Here is a 26,424-nt window from a genome sequence, read left to right as displayed (position 1 = left end):
AGCAATTCATTCCCTTACAACTTTCCTTGTAGCCGTCAAAGCCGCTTGTTTTGTCGGCTTTTTTTATGAATAAATATTTGGTGCTATGCAGTCATCAGAGTATGATTTCAGATTATTTTTGACTTGAACAATACTTATGACGCATCGACACAATCCAATTCAGGGTGCCTGCTGGATGTTAACCGCAGGATCAGCCTTTGCTGTGGTCAACAGCATGGCGCAGTACCTGAGTGTAGTTTTTCACTTGCCTTCAACAACTGTCGGTCTGATCCAGTACTTTATCGCGCTGATTGTCATGCTGCCCTGGCTGTACAGTATCGGGCTGCGTCAGTCGCTGAAAACCCAACATTTTGGCATGCACTGTTTCCGGGTTTTCCTGTCTGTGATTGGTATTCAGCTGTGGCTCTGGGCACTCGCATATCCGGTGCCCATCTGGCAGGGCATTGCATTACTGATGACGTCTCCCCTTTTTGCCACCGTCGGTTCAGGTTTACTGCTGAAAGAAAAAGTCGGCTTTGTCCGCTGGGTTGCGACGCTGGCTGGGTTTTGTGGCGCAATGATCATTCTGGAGCCCTGGTCCGACAATTTTAACTGGGCATCATTATTGCCGGTGGGTGCGGCATTTTTCTGGGCAAGCTATTCATTAATGGTGAAGAAGATGTCTCACCATGACTCCCCGAGCACCATGGTCGTTTACCTGTTGCTGCTGATTACCCCCTTTAACCTGTTTCTGGCCGTGCCGGATTTCACCATGCCTGAAGGCCGGGAAACCTGGTTACTTCTGCTGGGAGCCGGTGTTTTCACTGCGCTGGCCAACTGGGCCATTGCCAAAGCTTACGCTGTTGCTGACGCTTCATTCGTCCAGCCGTTTGATCACGCCAAACTGCCTCTGAATGTCCTGGCCGGATTTATGGTATTTGGCTGGGTACCGCCGGGACGTCTGTGGTTAGGGGCAACCATTATTATTGCCTCAGTTGCCTTCGTCACTCAGTGGGAAAGACGCAAACCGATGCTGCAATCCGCAACCATCAGGAATGCATCCTGACCGGATCAAAAAAGCTGGCATATAAGCCAGCTTTTTTCTTTTGAATCGGTTCAACCGTCAATCAGAAACGTACCCGGACGCCCATTGCGGCTTCAAGCTCCACATCGACATCTTCAACCATGTAGAGCGTCGGACCGACTTCACCATACAATTCAAACTGGTTAACCGGGATTTCCAGACCAACACCAGAACGGATACCAAACTTATCGTGGTGATCATCAACGAACTGCGCCCCGACAAAGGTATAACCCATGTTGAGCTGCGGGTTTTGGGTCAGCGCTCCCAGGTTAAAGGTTTTATCGACGGCCACGCCAAAATCGTCTAAACCCAAAGAGAAACGCAGATCATTCTGCTTATACTGCACGCCACTCATCGGTGACCCCAGAAAAATACCCGCAGATTGTGATGCAACAGCGGACGCAGACAGTCCGCACAATAACAAACCAATCAAAGACTTCTTCATGTTACTGTCCGTTTATTTTGAAAGCACTCTGATTTACAGAGCTATTTTGAATACTGTTGTTCTACTTTATCTGTAATTTCTCAACAATACGAACCTGTCACCATACTTATGACAAATAATTGACATAGAATCTGTCAATTACTCATCAGCTTACTTCGTCAATCAATCTGCATCGATCAGGTTTCTCAATACGTAATGCAGGATACCGCCGGCTTTCAGATACGCCATTTCTGTCTGTGTATCCACCCGGGCGCGAACCGGATAACACTGAACCTCTCCCTGCGTGTTCACCACTTCAAGGGAAAGCGCTGCTCCCGGAGACAGTGCATCAATCCCTTTGAGACTCACCTGCTCCGTGCCGGTCAGGTTCAGTGTGTCGAGCAAGCCGACAGGTAATTCAACCGGAATCACCCCCATGCCCACCAGATTCGAGCGATGAATCCTTTCAAAACTTTCGGCCAGGACGGCTTTGACACCCAGCAAGCGCGTTCCTTTTGCGGCCCAGTCACGGCTGGAGCCCGTCCCATATTCTTTCCCGGCGAAAATGACCAACGGTACATCCTTCGCCTGATATTGCATGGCGGCATCGTAAATCGGCATGGTTTCACCAGTAGGCTGAAAAAGCGTGTTCCCGCCTTCCTGTCCCCCCAGCATCCGGTTTTTGATACGGATGTTGGCAAAGGTTCCCCGCATCATCACCTCATGATTCCCGCGCCGGGAACCATAAGAATTAAAATCTGCAGGACGAATGCCCTGCGCCTGCAGATACTGACCCGCGGGACTGTCGGGTTGAATACTTCCGGCCGGAGATATGTGGTCAGTGGTGATCGAGTCACCAAATACCGCCAGAATCGCCGCGTTGTGAATATCTTCCAGCGGCTGAACCGGCTGAGTAATCGTTTCAAAGAATGGCGGCAGCCGGACATAGGTTGAATCTGATTGCCACGGATACGTTTTCCCCGAATCCACCTGAATCTGCTGCCAGTGTTCATCTCCGGAGAAGATGTCGGCATATTCCTGCCTGAACAGGTGATTCGTGACCGATTTCATGACTGTGGCTAGCTCTTCCTGCGATGGCCACACATCTTGCAGAAACACCGGGTCGCCATTCAAATCCTCGCCCAGCGGCATGTCCGTCATATCGATGCGGGTCGTCCCTGCCAGCGCAAAGGCCACGACCAGTGGCGGAGAAGCCAGCCAGTTGGCTTTCACCAGCGGATGCACCCGCCCCTCAAAGTTTCGGTTTCCGGACAGGACTGAGGAAACCGTCAGGTGATTATCCTGTATCGCGGTTTCAATCGGTGCCAGCAATGGGCCTGAGTTACCGATACAGGTTGTGCAGCCATATCCCACCAGCTGAAATCCCAGTTCGTCCAGATAAGGCTGCAAACCAGACGCAGCGAGATACCGGGTCACGACTTTCGAACCGGGCGCCAGCGAGCTCTTTACCCAGGGTTTGCGTTTCAGACCTTTTTGAACCGCTTTTTTGGCCAGCAGACCGGCCGCCATCATCACGCTGGGATTGGAAGTATTGGTGCAGGAGGTAATTGCAGCAATCACAACATCGCCATGTTTCAGCGAAAAAGCCTCACGCTCCGTATTTACCGGAACCGTCAGCTCAGGCTGTAACCCGTTCAGTGACAGCAGATCCGTCATGGCGGAATCCATGTCAGGAAGTGCAACACGATCCTGCGGACGTTTCGGACCGGCCAGGCTGGAAACCACATCCGCTAAGTCCAGCGTCAGGGTATCCGTATAATCCGGCTCGGGATGACCAGAATCACGCCACAAACCATTGGCTTTAGTATATGCCTCGACTTTACTGATCAGGTGCTCGTCGCGGCCAGATAAACGCAGATAGTTCAGCGTTTCCTGATCAACCGGGAAGAAACCACAGGTTGCACCATATTCGGGTGCCATGTTCGCAATTGTCGCGCGATCGGCCAGCGGCAAGCCATCGAGGCCAGGTCCGTAAAATTCAACAAACTTACCCACAACACCTTTTTTACGCAGCATGTCGGTGACAGTCAGCACCAGATCCGTCGCCGTCACCCCCGGATTGAGCTGGCCGCTGAGCCGAAAGCCAATCACTTCAGGGATCAGCATGGAAATGGGCTGCCCCAGCATTGCAGCCTCCGCTTCAATCCCGCCGACACCCCAGCCCAGCACGCCCAGACCGTTAATCATCGTGGTGTGCGAGTCCGTTCCGACCAGCGTATCCGGAAACAGAGAATCGTCTTCCTGCCAGACGGTCTGCCCCAGATATTCCAGATTGACCTGGTGGCAGATTCCGGTGCCGGGAGGCACAACACGAAAATCAGAAAACGCCTGCTGCCCCCAGCGAAGGAACTGATAACGCTCATGATTTCGCTGCATTTCCAGTGCAACATTCTGAGAAAAAGCTTGCTCAGAAGCATAGGCATCAACCATAACCGAATGGTCGATGACTAAATCAACGGCAGACTGGGGATTAATCTGTTCCGGATCTTTACCGGCTTTGGCCATGGCATCCCGCATTGCAGCCAGATCCACGACCGCAGGGACACCGGTAAAATCCTGCATGAGAACACGGGCCGGACGATACTGAATTTCCCGGTCAGAAGCTTTGTTTTCCAGCCATGCAATAACGGCTTCAATATCATCTTTCGTGACCGTGTCACCGTCTTCAAATCGCAGTAGGTTCTCAAGCAGCACTTTGAGCGAATACGGCAAACGATCCACATCTCCGAGAGGACTCAGCGCCGCCAGACTGAAATACTGATAGCGCTTTCCATCAACTTCCAGTGTCTGCTTACTATGAAAACTGTCGACCCGGTTTGCTGCTTTCATTACTCACCTCCGTCTTTTTACAGTGACTATAGACGGGATAGGAAGAATGACAACGATGTCTGGTTAGTAATACAGCTTGCATCCTCCGCGCAATCATCTTGATCTCATCAAACATGACCCCATCATGGCGTTCATTTTCAAACTCGCCATTTCCTATCAGGCCTATTATGACGAACCAACATTCCCGACGGTTGAATACAAAGACACGCGATTACCCAGTAAAGAAAAAATATGGGGACTGAGTGTCGGTGAGGATTATGTCGCTTACACGGAGCGCTTTGTCCGTCAGCATCAAGCTCCGAACAATGTGGTGATTGGTGCACAGGACATTGTCCTGCACTTTGATGAAACCGATGAAAGCCTGGGAGTTTTCTACAACCGCACGGGGAAAGACATTCAGGACATCAACTTCTTCGGTGAAACCGAATCCGGCAAGCTTGCCCGTGTCGAAACCGTCAAAGCCGGTGCCTACTGGATTATTTGGTCTGATTTCTTTCCTCAGACAGACGTCAACCGTTTATAACATCATGTTTGATATGAAAAAGCAGCGCCGGGCGCTGCTTTTCTGTGTTCGGATCAGGCAGGTGTCTGAATGAACCAGACCTCTTCCGCAAAGCGGCTGAGTCCCTGCTGAATACGCGGGTGCGATTCGTCTGCATCCTGACGGCCAAGGTGAACAATCTCACAACCATGAAACAGTGATTTCACAGCATCAGCAGATACGCTGAATGGCGGCCCTGCCATCTCCTCCTGAACATAATCCAGGGTGACCAGCATAATTTTTCCACCAGGTTTAACCACAGAAAGCAATCGCTGAACATACATCTGGCGCATTTCTTCTGGCATCGCAATGAGCGCAGCACGGTCGTACGCAGCATCCACCGGCGTGACAGGCGCCGTAAAATAGTCACCACAATAAATACTGACTTCATCAAACTCGTACAGCGTGTGCCCATTCCCAAGCATCGTTACCGTTGGCAAATACAGATGCTCTGAAAAATATGCACGAACCGCAATTTCACTCAGCTCAACCCCAATCACCTGATTGTGCTGTTCAGCCAGCCAGCTCAGATCCAGAGATTTCCCGCACATCGGTACAAACACGGCATCTTCCCGGTTCAGTTCCAGGCGCGGCCAATACAGTGGTAAAACAGGGTTGGTCTCGTTCAGGTGAAAACCAATCCGGTTCTCGGCCCAGCGGTTATGCCAGAATTCTGCATCCATTGGCGACTTCTCTCAGTACTGATTGTTACAACTGGGCGGTATCAGACCATATTTCTGACAGGAGATCCAGCCAGATTCGATTCAGCCGAGGGTACAAAACGAGGGTACAAAAAAAGGACGCCTGAGCATCCTTTTTCACAATCACCAAATCGTGATGACTGATTGTCTGTGTGCGAGTCTGGTATCAACCGACGCGGAACAACTTAATGGAGTCACGACGGACAGTCACACCACGGAAAGTCACCGGCTCAAGCAAAGTCATCAGTTGCTTTGACACAAAAAACTTACCGCCATAGCTGCGATCGCCACCACGGTTAACCCACTCTGCAAATTCATCTGCCAGGCTGAACATTGAATTTCCTACAAGTAAAACCAGGACTTTCGCAACTTCACTGTCGTTCTGCTTATTAAATTCTGAGTCACGAACCTTCTTGCGGTATTCTTCGACAATTCTCTCAAGGCACTCAAATCTGCTCATCTTCACCACCTCACAAAAAAGAGGTGCGGATACTACTGTTCAATAGGCCTGAAATCAAGACATCCGAGCATGATTTTGGCTATTGCTAACACAAATCAGACATCATTGAGCATATTCGTAATGAATCAATCAAAAAGCACATCAAGTCCCAAAGATTCCATAACCCTTTGTTCACTTTTGTATGAAATTAATGACATCTCTGTGGAGTGCCACAGCGATCACCTTCACCAGACATCCCCGGCTTCACGACCGATAATAATCAACAACCTGCACTGTAATTGGCTCTTTTTGCGGTTTCACAGCCATTTTAAACTGATGCTGACCATCCATTGTCATACTGTTGCCTGATTCACCGGTCACACTCACCCCTTCAATTTTGGTAAAAGGCTGTTCGGTGTCATAAAACATATTGATCGTCAGTTCTGCTTTCTGATTGGCCTTCAGCTCAAATTTGCAGATCCCCCGCGGGCAATAGACATCCAGTGCTTTTTCTTTCACCTCGATGCGTTCCACATCTCTGACCGGAGTTGCTGTGATATTCAGTGGTTCACTGCAGCCCTGAATGAACAGATTTGCAGACACAAGTAGCATGGCAGGCAGCCACAGTGCTGTCCCTCGCTTCATTTTCATCTTGTTCTCTTCTCTTTCACAACATTGACCGGCGCTCAGTCTACTGTACAAAGTACTGTATAAGATACTGTATAAACGCTGAAAGCCGACTTTTTCCCGGTCATCTTTGATTTCCGTCACAAGGTATTCGAGCAATTCCACCCCCATTCCCCACTGATAATAAAAACAATAAATAACAACAAGTTAAACCGAAACACCTCAATCAGCACCCAGGCCAGACCGTCAGAAATTGTGAAGCAACATCGAAAAAAAAGCTTGCATCCGGTACTGTTCAAAACTACTGTATAGACATACAGCATGTATAAATACACACTATCAGCGCATTTAACAAAGGATGGAACTCTCATGACTGCTCATTTAGACAGCTTCCAATCAGTGACTGCTTCTCAGGTGTATAAATCCACTTTTGTGTCTCACTCTTCTACCCTGAGTTCCAACCGTGTCCAGTATCCGATTGAAGTCAGTTTTTGCGATCAGGAAATGGCGCAACTGGCCTACCTGCTGCGTTTACTCAAGCAAGCCAGTGAACAAAATCGCTGGATCATGTTTATTGGTGAAGATGCGTTATTGGATCGTAATCTGATGAAAAGCGCAGGGATAGATGTGAATAAAGTCTTGCTGTTAAAAAAGAAAATCGGGCAGTCAACTCAAGCGCTCATGGCAAAAGCCCTGCATATGGGAAATTGCAGTGCTGTCATTGCAAGCGGCAACATTCTGGAATATTGCAACCAAACCATTCATGACGCAGCAATTCATGGCGATGCAATGGCTTTTATTATCAACCGAAACCACCAGCCTGGTCAGTTGCTGCATTGAACGCAACGATAACAGATGGAAAGCCACCATGTTAAAACGCCAGTACTTTGCAGCACTGGCGTTTTAGTTTGGTCATATGTGAGCACCGTTTCCTTTCCTTAGGAACAGCATGCCACCGAGAAAGCGTGAGCCGGCGCATTACCGATACTCAGGGTTGCGCTAAGCGGATATGCAGTTGCTCGCCGTTGTTTCCGACTTCGCGGATATCACACTCGGCTTTTTCCTGAATCAATGCCAATTGCTCTTTATCTAACGAATAAGGCAGGCAAACATCCAGCTCGAAAATCTGCTCCAGACGCGCCAGTCTCAGTAACCTGATCAGGTTGTTCACATCACTGGTGTTTGTCGACAGCACCTTCAGCGCCTGATTGGTCAGTCGCTCGGTTTTACTGACTTGTGAACCTGTCGTTCTCCCCCAGGAAAACTCCAATGCAGGCAACATCACTTTAAATGCATCCCACAGCGTTGGCCTGTGATGACACAACACAGACAGGAAGGAGGTGTAATCAAATACAATCTCTTTCGCTTGGTGAGCTTCAACTGATGATTTCATAACTATCCTTCACAAGAATTCAACAGCATTTTTGTGCAAGCTAAAGTAAATTGGACGAATGCTATATTAAGCGGACACTATAATGCCTTCATCCGGGGCTTACTTTTTTAGCGCTTCATTTTTTTGCGCGCGATCGTGTTTTTTCTTGCTTTGCATCAAATAAAAAATACTGGAAAAACACTTGATTAACATACCCTGTACGCAAAATAAACAATTCGCTACGGATTGTAATTTTTATATTTCCTATGATTTGCCGTGAACATTTACGGAAAAGCAACAAAAAGCATACTCTTTGATAACCGATACATCCATTCATCTCCATTTAGATTGCTGTGTTTGCTGAACGGAGATGTTAGCAAATTCTGCGCCAAATGATTCGACACAAGCCGGAACCATCAACGAGAAACAAAAAATATCATAAATTTCAATAAATTGAATTCATATTGGTTATACGAAATGATTCAGCGTGAAAAGCTTGTAATAAGGATATGTGTAAAGATATCGGGCACTTGCACTCAAAACGAGCGAGCACACCTGAAAATTCAAGAAACAAAATAAGTGCAACCAGACGAATAAAGCCAAACTTTCCTGCCATCGATACCGAAAATAAACAGAGAAAAGTTTGGCAATATTTCAGAAGTAAGTAGCGAAAAAAGAATTAAGGTCGCTCGCCTGCAGCCAGACGCTGATTTATATCCATAATAACCGCTGGTAAATCAGCAATGGTGTCTATTTGATAATGTGCATTACTACATTGAAAAGCTTTTCTCGCTTTTTCTCTGGCAAAATCTAATTCTGAATCTGATGCACGCATGAATTCCGCTTCAGTTAAACCCGCTTCATTTCCAGACAGCAGCAGTGCCACTGTCCACATGCCCGCATGATGGCCTTCTTCAATGCCCGGTACAGAGTCATCCACTTTGACGCAGCATGCGACATCGCCAATTCCCAGAGAAATGACATTCTGGAGTGCCATAAATGGTCCCGGCCGCCCGCCTGCTGTCAGATCATCGGTAGCAACCACACAGTCGGGTTCAAAACCTCTGGCCGCAGCCGCCGGTAACAGCTCATTCATCACGACTCGCGGATACCCGGAGCAGGAACCAATCTGAATCTTCTGTGCTTTCAGCGCAGCGACTACGTCCAGCGTCCCCGGAATCAAATCTGCATGCTCTGCTACTTTCGCCACCTGAAGCGGCATAAAGGTATGATAGATTTTATCGATATCCTCTGTATTCATCGCCCGCCCGAACCGATCTTGCCAGCGCGCGGCGACTTCAGGTAATTCGCCGACGGCCTTGATGTGATCCCATTTTCCTAAGCCCATAGGCACACGGGCTTCAGCCAGCGAGATCTCAAAATCGTACTCGCGCTGAAAAGCTTCAACAAAAATAGTGGTCGGCGCAAAGGATCCAAAATCAACCACTGTGCCTGCCCAGTCAAAAATGACGGCTTGAATTTGTTTTGTCATGATCTTTCTCGTCTGATGATCAGCTGATTCATGTCAGCCGGTTAAATTGGATAATGTTGTTGGCAAGCTTCCGAAATTGCCTGTTCGACCCAGTCCAGAGCCTGAGCCAGATCTTCCCGCAAGATGGTCAGCGGTGGACTGAGCTGCAAAACGTTACCCTGTGACACCTTGAAGCTCAGCCCCAGCTCAAGGCAGCGATACATCACCTGCTCTGCAGCAGCAAAAGCACGCGCCTTCGTGGTTCGGTCTTCCACCAGTTCAACCCCCCACAGCAATCCGATACCCCGTACATCGCCAATGATTGGCAGACGTGCTTTCATCGCATGCAGCCTTTCATACAGATAAGCTGCATCTGCCTGTACTTTCTTCAGTAACTCTTGCTGTGCAATCACGCCAATGGTGGCCAGCGCAGCAGCGCAGCCTATCGGGCTTTTTTCATGGGTGTAATGCCCCAGAGAAATCTGGGCGGCCTGGTTATATCGGTTCCGGGTCAGCATGGCTGCCATCGGCACCACACCACCGCCCAGTCCTTTCCCGATACAAAGAATATCCGGCTCGATCCCAAACGCCTGATGCGTAAACCAGTGTCCGGTCCGGCCCATGCCGTTTGGAATATCGTCGATAATCAGCATGACATGATGCCGGTCGCAGATTTCCCGCACCCGCTGCCAGTAGGCTCGGCTCGGAACCTGTACATCGGTATTGCGCACAGCTTCTGCGATGAAAGCACCCACACCGCCTTCTTTCTCAATTACATATTCCAGATAGTCTGCATAATGGAGATCTGAGCCATCCTGAGACGGCAAAGCGCCACGATAGCTCACCGGCGGCGGTATCCGCTCCACACCAGCCATCAACGGCCCCATACCTTCACGAAAACAGGCTTCCCCGCCAACAGAAATTGCATCCATCGAGGCACCATGAAAGGAATCCCACAGCGACACCACTTTATAATTGCCGGTGATATAACGCGCCAGTTTGAGGGCCATACCAATCACGGATGTTCCGCCAGGCGCAAACAGCACCCGGTTCAGTTCACCGCCCGCAATTTCGGTCAGTGCCTTTGCACAATCCACTGCGGTCTGATGTGTAAAACGGCGGGGTGCAAAAGGTAAAGTCGCCAGCTGTTTCTGGATGGCAGCCAGGACTTCAGGATGTCCGTGCCCCAGCTGATGAACATTATTGCCATGGAAATCCATATACCGTTTTCCGGCAACATCCGTCAGGTAAAGACCATCAGCACTTTCCAGTGCATCCAGACACGGCGTCGACATGGCCTGATGCAGGAAGTAACGGCTGTCTTCCTCAAGCAGCGACTGAGTTACTGCATCAGAAAGACGGGCTGTCCATCGCTCACGAGAAGGTGAACGATTCGTATCCCCTTCACAGGCCAGCGCACGCTGGCTCAGTGACGGTGCCTGAGTCTTCATGCCTGAACTCCCGGCTCAACGGATTCTGTCGTCCAGTACATCGAAGTCGCTATCGCTTTCAGCAGGCGCTCAATATCAGCAGGATGGACATCGCCAATGTTACCGATCCGGAAACAGTCGGCATCCGATACCTTACCCGGATAGATCACGAATCCTTTGGATTTCAGGCTGTCGTAGAAGCGTCTGAATCCATAAGCCGGCGAGACCGGAGAATAAAATGAAGTGATGATCGGCGAGTGCAAAGCTTGATCCAGCAAGCAGGAAAAACCGAGCTTCTGCATTCCGGCGACCAGCAGAGTCTGATTGGTGTAATAACGCTGATACCGGGCCGCAACTCCGCCTTCTTGTTCCAGCTCCGTTAACGCCTGCGCAAACGCCCTGACGGTATGCGTCGGTGACGTGAATCGCCATTTACCGTGGTTAACTTCCATGCACTGCCACTGATCATACAGATCCAGCGACAATGAACGCGCCCGCCCCTGACATTCCGCCAGCAGCGCACGACGGGCAATCACGAAACCAAAGCCCGGTACCCCCTGAATACACTTGTTGGCAGAGCTGATCAGAAAATCAATGCCCAGTTCACCGATATCCATCGGAATCCCGCCAAAGCTGGACATCGCATCCAGGATCATCACTTTCCCCGCAGCTTTCACACGCTGGGCAACTGCTTCAAGGGGATTCAGCATCCCGGTCGTGGTTTCACAATGCACCATGGCGACATGAGTGATCCCGGTGTCTTCCCGTAACAGACGCTCCAACTCAGCAAGATCAGGCGGGTTCACTTCCCCAAGCGACCAGTTGATATGCTCAATTTTCAGATACTCTGCAATCTGCGCAATACGGGCACCATAAGCACCATTATTAATGACCAGCAGTTTGCCATCTGCCGGGATCACCGAGCCCAGTGTCGCCTCTACCGAAGCCGTCCCGCTGCCCTGCATGAGAACGCTGGTATATCCGCTGCGTGAAGTTGCAAGATCAACCAGCTGCTGGCGAATATGCTGCACGACACCCACGTTATAGTCATCATCCCAGGTGCACCAATCCTGGAGCATTGCTTCACGGACAGTCCGGGTCGTGGTTAGCGGCCCCGGTGTAAGAAGAAGATATTGATTCTCGGAATTTGCCATTGCTTTATCTCTTTGGACTAGACCAGATTTGAAGTCACTATAGCGGCGCATCGTTGATGCTGTAAACGCGTGGTCCGGACTCTTCACAAAAGTTTCATCTTGAGGATGTTCGACGATTTTCTCTCTGAATTTGCGCTGGATCACGATCACATCGCGCTCATCAAACTGACATCGTTCAATCATTGAACTGTCACAAAGGCCACCTAGCATCTTTCGTGTCGAGCAAATCTGGTACATACCAAATCAACGTTTAGGATGGATTTATGAAAAAGACATGGCTTGTTGCCCCACTGACTGCCCTGATGGCTTTGAGCGCTTCTCAGGCATTTGCCGCTCAGGAACTGACGGTTTACACAGCCTTTGAAACGGACATGCTGGCGAAATTCAAAAACGGTTTTGAAAAAGCCAACCCGGATATCAAAATCAAATGGGTTCGCGATTCAACCGGCATCATGACCGCCAAGCTGCTGGCAGAAAAAGGTAACCCGCGTGCAGATGTTGTGTGGGGACTGGCCGGTTCTTCCATGGCACTGCTGAAAGAAGAAGGCGTGCTGAAACCTTATCAGCCAAAAGGTCTGAATAAAATTCATGCCAACCTGATCGACCCGCAAGCAAACCCAGCCTGGTTTGGTAACGACGCATTTTTCAATGCGGTTTGCTTCAACGAGAAAGTGGCCAAGCAGCTTGGCCTGAGCAAACCATCTTCCTGGGAAGATCTGCTGAAGCCGGAATACAAAGGTCATATTGCAATGCCTAACCCGGCATCTTCCGGTACAGGTTACATGCAGGTTTCTGCCTGGTTGCAATCTATGGGTGACCAGAAAGGCTGGGATTACATGACCAGACTGGATCAAAACATTGCACACTACACGCATTCAGGTTCAAAACCTTGCGTTCAGGCAGGCATGGGTGAAGTGGCTATCGGTATTTCAATGGCCATTCGCGGCGCCAAGCTGAAATCACAGGGTGCGCCAATTGATATCATCCTGCCAAAAGGTGGTGTGGGCTGGGAAGCTGAAGCGGTGGGTCTGGTCAATACACAGTCTGATGCGGCGAAGCGTCTGGTCGACTGGTCTCTGTCGAAAGAAGCCAACACGCTGTACAACGAGTTCTACCCGGTTGTGGGTCGCAAAGACGTGAACAAACCCGTGAAAAACTACCCGAATGTTCAGCAGGCCATGGTGAAAATGGACTTCTCCAAAATGGCAGTCAGCCGTGAAGACGTGCTGAAGACCTGGTCTGATAAATTCGACGCGAAGTCTGAACCTCGCTCGTAATCTCTGAGATCAGACATCCTCCAAGGCAACCTGTCCGGGTTGCCTTTTGCTTTCTCAAATCCCGAAAAACCGTCAACCGCTGTCTTCTGATCGTCAAGCTTCTGTCATTGAAGTGTCATCCACCCGGACTAAGTTTGGTATATACCAAATAGAGAATTAGTTTAGCTATGGAAACTTACCTGAAAATCTCACAAGTCGGTAAACAGTTTGGTCAGTTTACCGCCCTGAAAAACATCTCGTTAACCATCAATCAAGGCGAATTCATTTGTTTTCTGGGGCCATCCGGCTGCGGTAAAACCACACTGCTTCGTGCCATTGCCGGGCTGGATCTGGCAAGTTCAGGCACCATAGAACAGGCAGGACATGACATTACTTTTCTGCCGCCGGAAAAACGCGATTTCGGCATTGTTTTCCAGTCCTATGCATTATTCCCGAACCTGACCGTGAGCGAGAACCTGAGCCTTGGATTACGGAATCAGGGAAAATCATTGTCTGAAGTCGACGCCATTGTCTCCCGCTGGCTGGAAACCATTGCGCTGCCCGATGCCGGACTCAAATACCCCAACCAGCTTTCCGGCGGACAACAACAGCGGGTTGCGCTGGCTCGTGCCTTATCATTATCACCGGGATTATTACTGCTTGATGAACCCCTCTCGGCTCTGGATGCCAAGGTGCGCGCGCATCTGCGTGAAGAAATCCGTCGCCTGCAGCGCCAGCTGGGGATCACCACCATTATGGTGACGCATGATCAGGAAGAGGCACTGGCCATGGCCGATCGTATTGTGGTCATGAACCACGGCTGCATTGAACAGGTCGGCACGCCGCAGGAAATTTATCAGCACCCGGCATCCCGTTTTGTAGCGGAGTTCGTCGGACAGATGAATTTCCTGCCAGCCTCCGTAGTCAGCGAACATCAGATGCGGATTGGTGAGTCTCTGTTGCCGCTGCCAGTGGCTGATTTCAGACGCGGAGAGCAGGTCGAACTGGGACTGCGTCCGGAAGATTTACATTTTCTGCCGCCCGGCGAGCAAAGTGAAAGCAGCCTGCTGGTTCGGGTTGAAGATCTCGAATTTCAGGGCACCTTCATGCGGGCCGACTGCCAGCTTCAGGGCGCCCATCAGCTTCCGATGATTAAAGTCGATGTGCCGATCCGTGAAATCCGGAATCTGGGCCTGAGCCGGGGCCACTATCTGCATCTGCACATTGCTGAAAAACACACCCAGATTTACCGTCAGAACCGATAAACAGGATATTCCCATGACTCAACTGACCCGACAGCAGGATGTGAATTCATCCGGTCTGATGCAATCAGTTTCCCGTTTCCGGCACAGTCTCGGCCGCGATAATCTGACGCTGGGTGCCCTGCTGGTGCTCTTTGCTGGCCTGATGGGCATTTTTATCGTCGCCCCTTTACTGGCCATGCTGCAAAAAAGTGTCCAGAATGCCGATGGTGAATTTGTCGGTCTGACAAACTTTGCAGCATATTTTGCTTCGCCTTCCTTATGGCTGTCCTTGCAAAACACGATTCTGATTGGCGTGGTCGTGACAGGATTTGTCGGTGTGCTGGCCTTTGGTTACGCTTATGCCCTGACCCGCAGTTGTATGCCATTCAAAGGCATCTTTACTGTGATTGGTTCTGCACCGATTCTGGCGCCGTCTCTGTTACCTGCAATCAGTCTGATTTATCTCTTTGGCAATCAGGGCATCGCCAAGGAACTGCTGATGGGACAAAGCATTTACGGCCCGATTGGGATTGCCATCGGCCTGATTTTCTGGACCTTTCCGCATGCACTGATGGTTGTGACAACGTCACTTAAAACCTCAGATGCAAGACTCTATGAAGCAGCCAAAGCACTGAACACGTCTCCGGTTCGCACGTTCTTTCTGGTCACCCTGCCAGGCGCAAAATACGGACTGATCAGTGCCCTGATCGTTGTGTTTACTCTGGTGGTCTGTGACTTTGGCGTCCCCAAAGTGATCGGCGGGCAGTACAACGTGCTGGCAACAGACATCTTCAAACAGGTGGTTGGTCAGCAAAACTTTGCCATGGGTGCAGTAACTTCTGTCGTCTTGCTCTTGCCCGCACTGCTGGCATTTCTGGGTGATCGCTGGGTACAGAAAAAACAGCAAAACCTGTTTGATGCCCGCTCAGTGGCGTACCAGCCCGAACCTAACCCGATTCGCGACAACCTTTGCCTGTTGTTTTGTTCCCTGATTGCCATTGCTGTGCTGACTGTCATCGGCATGGCGGTCTATGGCTCCCTGGTCACATTCTGGCCCTGGAACACCACGCTGAGTCTCAACAACTACAACTTTGCCGAGTTCAGTACTTATGGGTGGGCCCCATATTTCAACTCACTCAAACTGGCAGCTGGTGTCGCGGTAACGGGGACGCTGGTGATTTTCACTTCAGCTTACTGTATTGAAAAAGGCCGCAGCTTCGCTCCGTTACGGAACCTGATGCAAATGCTGGCGATTCTGCCCATGGCCGTACCGGGCATGGTCTTGGGCTTGGGTTATATTTTCTTTTTTAATCAGAGTGATAATCCGCTTTCCTGGCTATACGGCACCCTCACCATCTTGATCGTGAATACCGTAACTCACTACTACACTGTGGGCCATATGACAGCAATCACGGCCCTGAAACAATTACCGGCTGAGATAGAAGCCATTTCAGCCTCGTTGAATGTCCCTCAGTTCAAAACCTTTCTGAAGGTCACGGTGCCGGTCTGTATGCCCGCAATTCTGGAGATTGCCGCTTATCTCTTTATGAATGCCATGACCACAACGTCTGCCATTGTGTTTCTGTATGCAACCGACACGATGCCCGCATCCGTCTCGGTACTGAATATGGATGATGCCGGACAAACCGGACCCGCAGCAGCGATGGCTGTCATGATTCTGATCACCGCGGCGGGCGTGAAACTCCTTCATGTCGCGGCAAATCGCCTCAGTGATCAGTACACCCAGGCATGGCGGAAACGCTGAACGTTCTTTATGCTAATGACGACACGTGATTAGCCTTATATCATAGCGAACCGGCTGAGCCTCTTTGCAGCCGGTAACAGGACAGAAACAGTGCAATATTTAAAAATCATGGAAGCCATCAACGAACAGATTGATGCCGGACTGCTCAGCAGCGGACACAAGCTGCCCGCTGAGCGTAAGCTGGCGGAGTCTTTCAGTACTACGCGTGTCACGCTGCGTGAATCACTGGCTTTACTGGAAGCCGAAGGCAAACTTTACCGTGAAGATCGCCGCGGCTGGTTTGTCTCACCCGACCCTTTACGCTACGACCCAACCTACACCACCGACTTCCCGGCGATGGCAAAAGCACAAGGGCGGAAACCTCGCTCTGAGCTGTTATCGGCGAAAAGAGTGCCGGCCAGTCGAAGGGCGGCCTCATTATTAAATGTCGAGCCATTAACCGAAGTTTACCGGATCGACCGGCTGCGCTTTCTGGATGAACGGCCTGTCGTTGTAGTGACAAACTTTATTTCGCCGACCCATTTTCCGGATCTGTTTAAGCACAATATTACCGACTCGCTCACCACAACGTATCGCGAGCAGTACGGGGTGCTTTATTCGAAAACCCGATTCAGGGTCCGATCGACATCTCTGATGGCAGATACCGCCCATCATCTGCGTGCAACGTCCGGGACCCCGGCCATGTTCGTTGAGCGAATCAACTACGACCAGCATGGCAACCTGATTGACTGCGATCTCGAATACTGGCGCCATGATGCCATCTTAATTGAATCGACGGCGACCATTTAACTTCGCCCTCCGGCGATTCACCTCAGAACCTCACGGAAAATAAAAAGCCCGCATTTCGCGGGCTCAATACTCAGTAACCTGAACATTTATCTCACCCAATGCGCGAATATTTCAGCAGGAACTCTGACTTTGGGCTGATGGGCAGTCGCGTCATCCGGATGCCGGTAGCCGATCGGGCAAATCACAGAGGTTGTCAGCCCTTTTCCGGTCAGCCCTAAGACTTCATCGTATCCTTTGGCGTCAAAACCACCCATCGGGCAGGCATCAACCTTCAGTACCGCGGCGGCAGCCAGAAACTGGCCCAGGGCAATATTGGCCTGCTGGTGCGCCCACGCCAGGCGCTCTTGTTCCGTCTGTGAAGCCAGTGCACCTTTAAACGCATTCACCATGGGAGCCAGATCGGACAACGGCACCTGTCGGGCATCCGATACTCGCAGAGCATAACGGTCAACCAGCTCATTCGCCGGAGCCGTTTGTGCAGCAAATACAATCAGATGAGAGCTGTGCAGCACTTTATCCTGCCCCATGGAATGGGGTAATAAAGCTTCTCTGATTGCTTCAGATTCTATGACCAGCAGACGATAAGGCTGCAGTCCGTACGAAGATGCACTCAGTCTTGCAGCTTCTAACAGTTGCCCGATCAACTCAGGCTGGACTTTCTGATCAGAAAAACGGCGGACGGCATATCGCCAGTTCAGGTCTTGGATAAGATTCATCATTCCCTCTGCGTGTGATTGATATCGACTTTGTGATGACAAAGGTACGCAAAGACAGCGATAAAAAATAATGAATGATTTCTGGTTTATCTATAGATGTTATCAACTGATTTGACACAGTTGCTTACACAGAAACTGAATCACAGCATCATTTTCAAACTGAGGGAAATACCCCAGCTGCAACTGAATTTCACGCTCCGCCCCGCTGCTCAGCGGTAGTCTGACCCAACCTTCTGCATCTGTTCCGGCCAGCATCCATTCCGGCAACCATGCATACCCCAGCCCGGCTTCAACTGCCGATTTTGCTGCATGGAAGTGGGAAACCGTCACGCGTTGCTGACTGCCCAACCAGCCGGTACTGGTATTGTTTCTTATCCCGCCGTCCATCACCACGATCTGGCAATGACCGATCAGATCATCTACCGATAAGGCACTGGCGTGGGCTAACGGATGATGGCAACTGACCACGGCAGCTTTTCGGATGACCATGACCTTTTGCGACAGCGTATTCGACGGCAGTTTACTCGTCATGGCAAGCTGCACCGTCCCGTCCTCCAGCAGTTCTGATGCACGGGACAAACAGGTTTCGTACAGCCTGAGATTGACCTCAGGAAAATGGGCGTGACAAGCCAGAACGGCTTTCTGCCAGGCCTCACTGGGATATAGCGTATCTATCGCCACGGACACTTCACGAATAATTTTGTCCTGATAACTGCCCGCCAGTCTTTCCAGCATCAGGGACTGCTGAACCAGCTGTTTCGCCTGTGGCAGTAAACTGTTGCCAAAAGGCGTGAGCATCGCCTTGCGGCCTTTGACTTCAAACAACGACTTTTCAAGGCTCTGTTCCATCTTACGGATGGCATGGCTGACCGTCGGTTGTGTTTTAAATAACTTTTCACCGGCTTGCGCAAAACCACCTTCCTCAACGACGGCCACAAACATCTTCCATTGCTCAATCGTTACTTTACTCACGCGTTTCTCCTGCCGGTTGTCTGCAAACTCGCCTTATATTGACATATTCAGGCGGACTTAACAGTTTGTATTGGATGACATTTTAAATGCCTGAATTCATATCCGCTGGCAGGTGTCTGGTCAGCCGGGTCATCCTTTGTCAGTTCTCGGCAACTCTTTCGCGGTCTCTTTTGATTCCTCCAGCCGAAGACGCCTCTCGTGCCCTCAAAATGCAGAGCACAAAGCAGTTTTCCTTGAACTGGCGTCAATCAAAGCACTTTGATTCCTGCATCTCCGGGCGATCTGGGTTTAAACTTCATTTTATAATTTTCAATCACTTCTCCGGAAACATTTGAATGGACTCACTTTCTGAAAAAACGGGTGCCCTCTCCGGCTATCTGCGATCAGGTTTTGTGATCATGCTGTCGAGCCTGGTCTTGGGTTTTATCGCTGATTATCTGTTTAATCTGACACTCAGCCATGCATTACCGGCTCACCAATACGGTGACTACAAAGTGGCTTATGCTTTTGCGGTGTTATCGAGTGTCATCATTTTGTTGGGGGGTGACAGAATTGCCCCCCGCATTCTCGCAGCAGCCATTGAGAATCAAAACCGGGGCTACGTGCTGTCTTTCCTTCGCTTTTACACAGGCATCGCTTTATTACTCTCTGTGTTGCTCATTGCCGCAACCTATCTGGCCGGAGTATTGCATTTGGGCAAAACTGATCTCTCGGAGCATCATCCGCTGATGCTGATTTCTTTCGTCATCCCGCTGATAGCATGCGGCGCATTATTCAGCCGGGTATTGCAGTCAGCCAAAATGCTGGCGTTATCAAACCTCCCGTGGCGGATCGGCTTACCCCTGATCAAAGCAGGTACTGTTGCCTTCCTGATGATCTCCATCAGCCAGGTGGAATTATGGCAGGTGATTTTATCCGGAGGGATTGCAGTGGCCGGCATTACCTTCTGGCAATGGCGTAAAATCCAGACGCTGGGATTGATCGACTCAACCCAGGCGATTCCACCTCTCGCAGAAAAACGGCAGCTGCTGAGCTGGTCCGTCCCAATGATGCTGACCATGCTCATCACCATGGCTTTAAACCAGATAGACCTTTTCATGCTGGAAATCCTTGCGGATGAAAATTCAGTGGGCCACTTTGCTGCGGCGACCACCACAGCGCATTTATTACCCGTCGCTCAGGTGACCATTGCCGGTATTTTTCTGCCGCTGATCGGACGAACAATGGATAACGACCCGGAACAGGCCAAAGCCTTGTTTTGGCGGGCCCAGAAAATCATCACGCTGTCGGTTCTCGTACTGGCGTCCGGTGAGCTTTATTTTGGAGGCTGGTTATTATCTTTCTTCGGGAATGATTTTCAGCAAGCGGAGCAGACACTGTACTGGCTGATTGCAGCCTACGCGATCTGGGGATTCAGCGGATTTGCATCAACCTGGTTACAGTACAGTCACTATGGCCGCAACATTGTTATCATTGGGATCCTGACCCTGATTGCGGATATTTCTGCGAACTTTTGGCTGATTCCGGCAATGGGGATGCAGGGTGCGGCAATCGCAACGTGCCTGGCGATGAGTCTGGCTGCAGCAACAACCTGGTACACCTTTGCTTTTTCTCTGCGTCAGCAACCGATTGAGAAAGAAACAAGTACACAGCACTGACATAAAAAAAGAGCGCAACCTTTCGGCTGCGCTCAACATTACAGGAATTCAGTGAATCATGAATTACAGGTGAACCTGAATCACTTTCTTCGTTACACCGCCATCGTTATCCATCACTTTCAGCGTCACTTCATGATCGCCGTAGCTTGGGAAGATAGTGGTGAAGAAGCGACCACGTTTGATCTTACCGTTTGGCAGCGTCCACTCTGTGTCAACAATGCGGCCATCGCTGTCAGTACTGGTTGACCACATGGTTACCCAGCGACCAACATGGAAGTAACTTGCGCTGGCTTCCGGCAGTGCATTGGGCACTTCAACAGTGACAGAATAGCTGTAAGTATCCGTCGCACCTTTATCGTCAGTCACGGTCAGGCTTACGGTATAAGTTCCCGCCTGCTGATACTGCCAGCTTGGCGCAGCTTCGTTGCTGTATTTACCGTTACCGAAATCCCACTGGTGGCTGATGATTTCACCGTCTGTATCAACACTCAGGTTCTTCGCAGAAACAGACAGACCATCTACTTTCAGCTCAAAACTCGCTGTTGGCGCTTCGTTCTGAGAACCGACTTTAGACAGACGCACAACACCAAACTCATTGTTCTGACCTTGCTGTACCACATCGATCATCAGACCAAACTCAGTCAGCTTACGACCTGCATCCGGTACTGTTGGTGAAGTGTAATCTTCTGCATCAGAGAAGTTTGCATTACCAATCAGGCTGGTATCTTCCAGTACATCGCCTGTGCTGTCGACCAGACGCAGCGGTGTTTGATCATTCAGCGAGAATGCCGCATCACGAACCTGGAATCGGGTTTGTGCAGCCTGGCCAGAGTTCGCCCAAACCAGTGCATTCTGGTCTGCATCGACAACACCCAACCAACCTTCACCCGGGTGTTTACCAACCCAGTTATCAGTCAGAGACTCATCCACATACCAAACGACCAGACCTGGTTCGAATGTCATGATCTGACCCATACGTTTGATGTTTGCCAGACCTTCGTCGACACCAGTGTGGCTACGCCATTGCAGCAGGTAATAGTGCGCAGCATCGTGGTAACCATCAGACAGTTTGTAACCGTTGAAGGCAAAGGTAGAACCCGACTCACCATCATCAATGGCTGTCACTGCACCATCAACATCCAGAACCAGGTTGTCCAGGTACATACCTTCCATGGCCAGACCACCGTCAGTGACATAGTCGAAGCCCAGGGTAACTTCCTGACCAGCCCACTGGCTCAGGTCAAACTCAGCGTCAATCCAGCCATTGGAATCACCACCAATCGCAGGCACTAAACCAGTCTTATACGGGTCGTCCATTGAGGTAATGTTACCGCTGATTTGTTGACCATTGATCAACACGCGCGCGAAGTCATAGTCTTTCTCAATCTGATACCAGGTTTTGAACTTCAGCGTAACTTTGGTACCCGCAGGAATAACCAGTTTACGACTCATGCTGTTCTTCAGATCATCGCCTTTGCCGGAATGGAAAGAGTACTGGCCTTCAAATGGTTTCAGGGTTTCAATGCGTTTGTTCGGCAGTGTCACCTTCACCATGTTCGGCAGTTTGGTATCTGTTGTCTGGAACAGTGTGAATTCACGTGGTGAATTCTCCAGATCGCTCAGAGAAACCTGCTGATCATTTACCCAGTGACCACCGATCGACTGTTGCAGGAACTGCTTCGACCAAGAACTGAATGCTGTTGGCTGCGTGCCGCCAATTTTACCGGCCCAGCTGCCCGAAGACATGATTGACCAGTAGGAAACAGGCTCACCTTTACCGGTATATTGCGTGTCGTACTCATCAGGCAGGCCAAGATCGTGACCATACTCGTGCGCACACACACCCGCGGCTGCATCGATTGGCTGAATGGTGTAGTCGAAAGCTGCGTACTGACCGTTAAAACGCTCAGGGACATTACTCTTCGTCCCTGCCAGAATATGAGGCTGACCCAGGTTAAAACGGTGAGACCAGATTGCATCTTTACCCAGGACACCACCACCGGCTTCTTCACCGACAGATGAATGGAAGACCATCAGGTGATCGATCACGCCATCAGGCTCGCGATAGTTACCATCACCATCATAGTCATAGCGGTCTTCGACGTCGTAATCCGCCAGATTGATATTTGGATCCTGTGCCAGCTGGTTCAGTGCTTCACGGACCAGCTCCTGAGCGTTCATATCATTGTCAGTCGTCGGTGAGTTACCACCGTAAAATGCAGCATTTTTCGATGCATGATACCAACCGGCTGCCTGACCCATCACAGAGTAGGTATCGCCAGATTCCTGCTCATAGTACTGGCGCATTGAGATGAAGTTCTCGCCGTTCGGACCGGTATAACCTGTGCCCGAGAACAGCAGATCCTGATAGTGAGCAGCTTCATAGCTGTCATACAGCATTTCTGTATGTTCTTTCGTCAGCTTATTGTCATTCCACGGCAGATCCGGGAAGTCGATCAACAGCGCAAGTACTTTATCCGTACGTTTTTGGCTGACATCCAATGCAAAAATATTTGCACGTTGCATGCCTTTATTTTTCTGGATCGTTTTCAGTACTTTTGCACGTTTTTCCAGTGCCTGTTTGCCAAACTGAGCGTCGCCTTTAAATCCTGAGCGAATCTTATTTTCAAGGTACTGATCCAGAGCATGGCGTTTTTGTTCTTCAGATGCCCCAGCATCAACAACCCCATTTCTGACCAGCATTTCAATTAATTTATCTTCGTTCACAACACCCATGTCCACAGGTGTTTGCGCATATCCACTGCCACTGAACAAAGTGAACATTGCTGAAGCCAACAATGTTTTCTTCATGTGTTTCATTTACTGTCCTTATTTATATTTTCCATCGTGAAGTTGTCAAAACCCCAGCCGAGCAAAAAGTACCCGGCTGTTAACAACGCAGTTAAATCAGAGATTACTCAGGAGAAATACATTTCCTTTGTGCCATATCTGATGAATCTGAAGAATTTGTTGTGTCTTTTTCTGTCTGCTTTTTATCTTTCTGTTTTTTATCTTTCAAAATGGCTTTTCTATTCAGATAAATCCTGAGTGCCTCTTGCTTTTCGGCATAAGTCAGACCTTCACAAATGATCCCTTGTTCTTCCAGTGAACGGATTAACCTTTCGTCATCAGCCTGAACCTGAGCCATAGCCACACCAGGAAATAACCACAAAGCGATGAATAAACATGCACGTTTCACTACTCACCCTCCTCTTTGTAAACAATGTGTAACAAAATATATGCAACGATTTTGTTCAGCAAGCTGTCAAAACAGCATGAAGGGCTGAAAATCACACTTTCAACATAAAAAGTTAACTATCTATAAAACAGAAATCATATCTTTATCAGCTATTTAATCAGAAAATAAGAATAAATACTCAGCCCTACCTCTTTTGATTAAAGACCAAAACAGCGCACTCTGCCTTTTGATAAGGTTCACTTCTGTCTCATCTTTATATTGATATAAGCGGAAAAGCCAAACATAGCCACACAAGAGTGAATAAAAATTCCGAGATTGTGTTTATTTATTTTTGAGGATTTTTTTGAAGTGAGTCGAAAAAATGCTTCTATCAGTATTTATGAAGCTGAAACAGATGAATATTCGTGAAACACCCAATAAAAATAATTAACTCGACTATCAATAGAGAATAAAATGATGGTTCAGAATAAGAGAAGCCATGAATTACCATAATTATTTCATGGTTAATTCACAAAAAATACCGCTCTGCGCAAATGAAACCGTATTATTCGTCATTATCCGGCTGCCTTTACTGGCTAAACGAGGAAGCACACCGACATAAATATGAAGCGGCCGCTCTGAGGAAAAGATAAATGAAAGGTCGTGATTTCGAAGCAGCCTGTGCAATGAAACAAAGTCAATTCACAGGTGTCATTCAAAGGTAGCTGAAAATAGAGCGTCTCAACAATATTAATGATGGCGATTACAGAAGCAGCACCATCAGTCTGTTTTCATGACAGGCATGATAAATTTAAAGCCGGTACGCTGGAAACCGGCATCTTCATAAAACTGACAAGCGACTTCACGAGATTCAGCACTGGTCACTTCCAGGCAAGCACATCCCTGCTCTGCGGCACTCTGCCTGGCGTATGCCAATAATTCTGAGCCAATACCCTGATTTCTGGAATCATCATCCACAACCAGTGCAGTCACACGCGCATAGCGCTCTGCTGTGGGAAAATAATCAAAATAAATCACTGAAATCAGCCCCACCGGCTGACCTTCAATTTCTGCTATCACAATCGTTTCAAGATCTGAATCGGCAACATAAATCATCCGTTCAATCCGCTTCGGCTCAACCGCGTAGCCAAGCTGCACCAAGAGCCGGCTCAATCCTTGTCCATCAGAAGGTTGTGCCGGGCGAATATTAAGCTGAGGTTCAATCATCATGCTGTCCTGTCTGAAAAAAGTGAGAACCCGGTAGGTAAAGTATCAAATCTCCAATACCCTACCGCAGTTCTCACCCGTTCGTCATAGTCAATTCAATGAAATGATTACTTCCAGTTTTTATACATCGCTTCCGCCAGGGCTTCATTTGAGGTCAGGATGACGGTCAAAGGGGCTTTCTCATGCTCCTGATCGAGCAAAATGACTTCATCTCTCGCCAAATAGCTCGACATCACCATCTGAGTTTCATTCCCCAGTTTCGGATTTTGCGGCGCATCGCCAAACTGAATATTAATAGTCTGGTACGGCAGTGCCGGCTTATCAGGCGCAGGCGTCGTCATCTTTGATTCAAAACTCCAGCTCGCCTGAAATTCTGCTTCGCCAAATGGTTTCACCATGACCGTCGTGCCTGTGATGAAGGTCAGTTGGGTCAGCGCTGGTATCGGCGGAACATCATTTTGAAACTCAGCAAGATCTCTTAAGTGATACCACCGCTTGCCAATGAAATCATCTGCTGTCAATTGCGTGCCGGCTTCCTGGAAAGTTGCCTTTGTTTGCCAAACCGCCAGGAGTTTTTTTGAAGCATCGTAGAACAAATTCCCCACAGCAAAGTCGTTGGAAAGATAAAGGAACTTTGCGGTCACTGCCGGTTTTGAATCCACAGTCATCGTCATGCCTGACACACGATAAGAAGTATCATCTGCGATAAAGCCAATGCTGCTGCTCGTGATTTTTCCCGCTTCAAACATTAATTGATGAGGAATCCTGACACCTATATTTGGAAACTCAAGGAAAACTGGCTCACCCCTTTCAAGAAAAGGTTTCAAACCTTTCACCCGCTCCGTTTGCGTCACCTCTCCTTTTTTATTAACGACCAGAGTGACCGTATCAAAATCCACATTATTGTTTTCCAGCGTCTGGATATGAGATTTTAAGGCCTGGATTTGTATTTTCTGAGTTTCCGGCTGATTCCATGCCAGCGTTTCACCCAGCATTTTGGTCATCGCCCGGGCGTACAAATGAATTTTTTTAGCTTCAGGGTTCGAGGCTTTTAACGCAACATAGTCATTTTTCAACAGCGCCGGATCCAGATTCAGGCTGGCGGCGAATTCGTCAAGAGTCTGCTGATTCATCTGGGCCAGCGTCGAAAACGGTGTCAGCAAAACTTCGCCGGCGCCAGCCAGTAATTCAGCATTCTGCCAGACATAACCGGAATGATCGCTGTCTGAAGTTTCTCCCGCGATAATCCGGGCAATCAGTGGATACTTCTGATCACTTGTCTGAATTTTGACTTCACCATTCGCGTCCGTTCTTTTCGATAAAACCTCACCTGCATCGCAGATAAAGTTCATGTTTCTGTCGACGCAGACTTCCGCATTCGACAAGTATCCGTCAACCACTTTCACGGTTATCGTTTCATCTGAATCGGAACCACCTGAACCGCCACATCCCGACAATATGACAGCCGATACCAGTAACGATAAAAACGACTTCTTCATAGACCTTTCCCCAAACGCTGAACTTCGCCAAAGTGAGCGAACATTGAT

At 49.3% G+C, this 26,424-nt stretch carries 23 protein-coding genes; 8 read left to right on the top strand and 15 right to left on the bottom strand.

From position 1 onward, the window contains the following. Positions 1-136 precede the first annotated feature (136 nt). Entirely contained in the window at positions 137-1,045 is a 909-nt protein-coding gene (locus L4174_RS08080; RefSeq protein ID WP_248140230.1) for a DMT family transporter, read from the top strand. Positions 1,046-1,106: 61 nt separating this feature from the next. Here L4174_RS08080 and L4174_RS08075 read toward each other — a convergent pair whose 3' ends face one another. Continuing rightward, entirely contained in the window at positions 1,107-1,508 is a 402-nt protein-coding gene (locus tag L4174_RS08075; RefSeq protein WP_248140228.1) for a hypothetical protein, read from the bottom strand. A gap of 162 nt (positions 1,509-1,670) precedes the next feature. After that, the gene (acnA, locus tag L4174_RS08070) at positions 1,671-4,337 is read right to left on the bottom strand and encodes an aconitate hydratase AcnA (RefSeq protein ID WP_248140226.1); all 2,667 of its coding nucleotides are present in this window, start codon (positions 4,335-4,337) and stop codon (positions 1,671-1,673) included. Positions 4,338-4,461: 124 nt separating this feature from the next. Here acnA and L4174_RS08065 point away from each other — a divergent pair, with 124 nt between their 5' ends. After that, on the top strand, positions 4,462-4,860 hold the full coding sequence (locus L4174_RS08065) for a DUF3179 domain-containing (seleno)protein (RefSeq protein WP_248140222.1): 399 nt from the start codon (positions 4,462-4,464) through the stop codon (positions 4,858-4,860). Positions 4,861-4,913: 53 nt separating this feature from the next. On the opposite strand, the gene L4174_RS08060 is transcribed toward L4174_RS08065, so the two are convergent. The 3 genes from L4174_RS08060 to L4174_RS08050 form a co-directional block, all read right to left on the bottom strand. Further along, positions 4,914-5,561 (bottom strand): thiopurine S-methyltransferase, encoded by a 648-nt coding sequence (locus tag L4174_RS08060; protein WP_248140220.1) that lies wholly within the window; start codon positions 5,559-5,561, stop codon positions 4,914-4,916. 184 nt (positions 5,562-5,745) lie between these two features. Continuing rightward, positions 5,746-6,039, bottom strand: coding sequence for a hypothetical protein (locus tag L4174_RS08055; protein ID WP_248140219.1), 294 nt, complete (start codon positions 6,037-6,039; stop codon positions 5,746-5,748). A gap of 243 nt (positions 6,040-6,282) precedes the next feature. Beyond that, positions 6,283-6,669 (bottom strand): spore gernimation protein, encoded by a 387-nt coding sequence (locus tag L4174_RS08050; protein WP_248140217.1) that lies wholly within the window; start codon positions 6,667-6,669, stop codon positions 6,283-6,285. A gap of 297 nt (positions 6,670-6,966) precedes the next feature. Here L4174_RS08050 and L4174_RS08045 point away from each other — a divergent pair, with 297 nt between their 5' ends. Beyond that, complete coding sequence (locus L4174_RS08045; protein WP_254589130.1) at positions 6,967-7,485, top strand: cell division inhibitor SulA; 519 nt, start codon at positions 6,967-6,969, stop codon at positions 7,483-7,485. 148 nt (positions 7,486-7,633) lie between these two features. Here the strand turns inward: L4174_RS08045 and L4174_RS08040 are convergent, their stop codons facing one another. From L4174_RS08040 to phnW, 4 genes are all read right to left on the bottom strand, one after another. Next, entirely contained in the window at positions 7,634-8,038 is a 405-nt protein-coding gene (locus tag L4174_RS08040; protein WP_248140213.1) for a hypothetical protein, read from the bottom strand. Between the two features lie 658 nt (positions 8,039-8,696). After that, the gene (gene phnX / locus L4174_RS08035; protein WP_248140211.1) at positions 8,697-9,509 is read right to left on the bottom strand and encodes a phosphonoacetaldehyde hydrolase; all 813 of its coding nucleotides are present in this window, start codon (positions 9,507-9,509) and stop codon (positions 8,697-8,699) included. Between the two features lie 41 nt (positions 9,510-9,550). Further along, positions 9,551-10,939 (bottom strand): aspartate aminotransferase family protein, encoded by a 1,389-nt coding sequence (locus L4174_RS08030; protein WP_248140209.1) that lies wholly within the window; start codon positions 10,937-10,939, stop codon positions 9,551-9,553. Next, positions 10,936-12,072 (bottom strand): 2-aminoethylphosphonate--pyruvate transaminase, encoded by a 1,137-nt coding sequence (gene phnW, locus L4174_RS08025; protein WP_248140207.1) that lies wholly within the window; start codon positions 12,070-12,072, stop codon positions 10,936-10,938. Before phnW ends, L4174_RS08030 begins: the two co-directional genes overlap by 4 nt. A gap of 263 nt (positions 12,073-12,335) precedes the next feature. Here phnW and L4174_RS08020 point away from each other — a divergent pair, with 263 nt between their 5' ends. The 4 genes from L4174_RS08020 to phnR all read left to right on the top strand — a co-directional run bounded on the left by L4174_RS08020 (position 12,336) and on the right by phnR (position 17,126). Continuing rightward, positions 12,336-13,349 carry a putative 2-aminoethylphosphonate ABC transporter substrate-binding protein gene (locus L4174_RS08020; protein WP_248140205.1) on the top strand — a complete coding sequence of 338 codons (1,014 nt, stop codon included), beginning with the start codon at positions 12,336-12,338 and terminating at the stop codon, positions 13,347-13,349. A gap of 167 nt (positions 13,350-13,516) precedes the next feature. Further along, positions 13,517-14,593 carry a putative 2-aminoethylphosphonate ABC transporter ATP-binding protein gene (locus L4174_RS08015; protein ID WP_256549379.1) on the top strand — a complete coding sequence of 359 codons (1,077 nt, stop codon included), beginning with the start codon at positions 13,517-13,519 and terminating at the stop codon, positions 14,591-14,593. Positions 14,594-14,651: 58 nt separating this feature from the next. Next, positions 14,652-16,337 carry a putative 2-aminoethylphosphonate ABC transporter permease subunit gene (locus L4174_RS08010; protein WP_248141641.1) on the top strand — a complete coding sequence of 562 codons (1,686 nt, stop codon included), beginning with the start codon at positions 14,652-14,654 and terminating at the stop codon, positions 16,335-16,337. 90 nt (positions 16,338-16,427) lie between these two features. After that, on the top strand, positions 16,428-17,126 hold the full coding sequence (gene phnR / locus L4174_RS08005) for a phosphonate utilization transcriptional regulator PhnR (protein ID WP_248140203.1): 699 nt from the start codon (positions 16,428-16,430) through the stop codon (positions 17,124-17,126). 86 nt (positions 17,127-17,212) lie between these two features. Here phnR and L4174_RS08000 read toward each other — a convergent pair whose 3' ends face one another. Continuing rightward, a complete protein-coding gene (locus L4174_RS08000) occupies positions 17,213-17,845 on the bottom strand; it encodes an NAD(P)H-dependent oxidoreductase (RefSeq protein ID WP_248140201.1) in 633 nt (210 codons plus the stop codon). Positions 17,846-17,944: 99 nt separating this feature from the next. Beyond that, positions 17,945-18,814, bottom strand: coding sequence for a LysR family transcriptional regulator (locus L4174_RS07995; RefSeq protein WP_248140198.1), 870 nt, complete (start codon positions 18,812-18,814; stop codon positions 17,945-17,947). 335 nt (positions 18,815-19,149) lie between these two features. On the opposite strand from L4174_RS07995, the gene L4174_RS07990 reads away from it, so the two are divergent. Beyond that, positions 19,150-20,472, top strand: a complete 1,323-nt coding sequence (locus L4174_RS07990; protein ID WP_248140197.1) for an oligosaccharide flippase family protein — start codon at positions 19,150-19,152, stop codon at positions 20,470-20,472. Between the two features lie 63 nt (positions 20,473-20,535). Here the strand turns inward: L4174_RS07990 and L4174_RS07985 are convergent, their stop codons facing one another. From L4174_RS07985 to L4174_RS07970, 4 genes are all read right to left on the bottom strand, one after another. Next, complete coding sequence (locus L4174_RS07985; RefSeq protein ID WP_248140193.1) at positions 20,536-23,292, bottom strand: immune inhibitor A domain-containing protein; 2,757 nt, start codon at positions 23,290-23,292, stop codon at positions 20,536-20,538. A 94-nt stretch (positions 23,293-23,386) separates the two neighbouring features. Then, positions 23,387-23,620 carry a hypothetical protein gene (locus tag L4174_RS07980; RefSeq protein ID WP_254589129.1) on the bottom strand — a complete coding sequence of 78 codons (234 nt, stop codon included), beginning with the start codon at positions 23,618-23,620 and terminating at the stop codon, positions 23,387-23,389. Between the two features lie 810 nt (positions 23,621-24,430). Next, positions 24,431-24,880 (bottom strand): GNAT family N-acetyltransferase, encoded by a 450-nt coding sequence (locus L4174_RS07975; RefSeq protein ID WP_248140186.1) that lies wholly within the window; start codon positions 24,878-24,880, stop codon positions 24,431-24,433. 104 nt (positions 24,881-24,984) lie between these two features. Beyond that, a complete protein-coding gene (locus L4174_RS07970; RefSeq protein ID WP_248140183.1) occupies positions 24,985-26,010 on the bottom strand; it encodes a hypothetical protein in 1,026 nt (341 codons plus the stop codon). Positions 26,011-26,424: the final 414 nt, after the last annotated feature.

It is taken from the genome of Photobacterium sp. CCB-ST2H9, from assembly GCF_023151555.2.
GTDB lineage: Bacteria > Pseudomonadota > Gammaproteobacteria > Enterobacterales > Vibrionaceae > Photobacterium.
The sequence above is the reverse complement of the archived record's forward strand: the minus strand, read 5'-3'. Positions and strand labels throughout refer to the sequence as shown.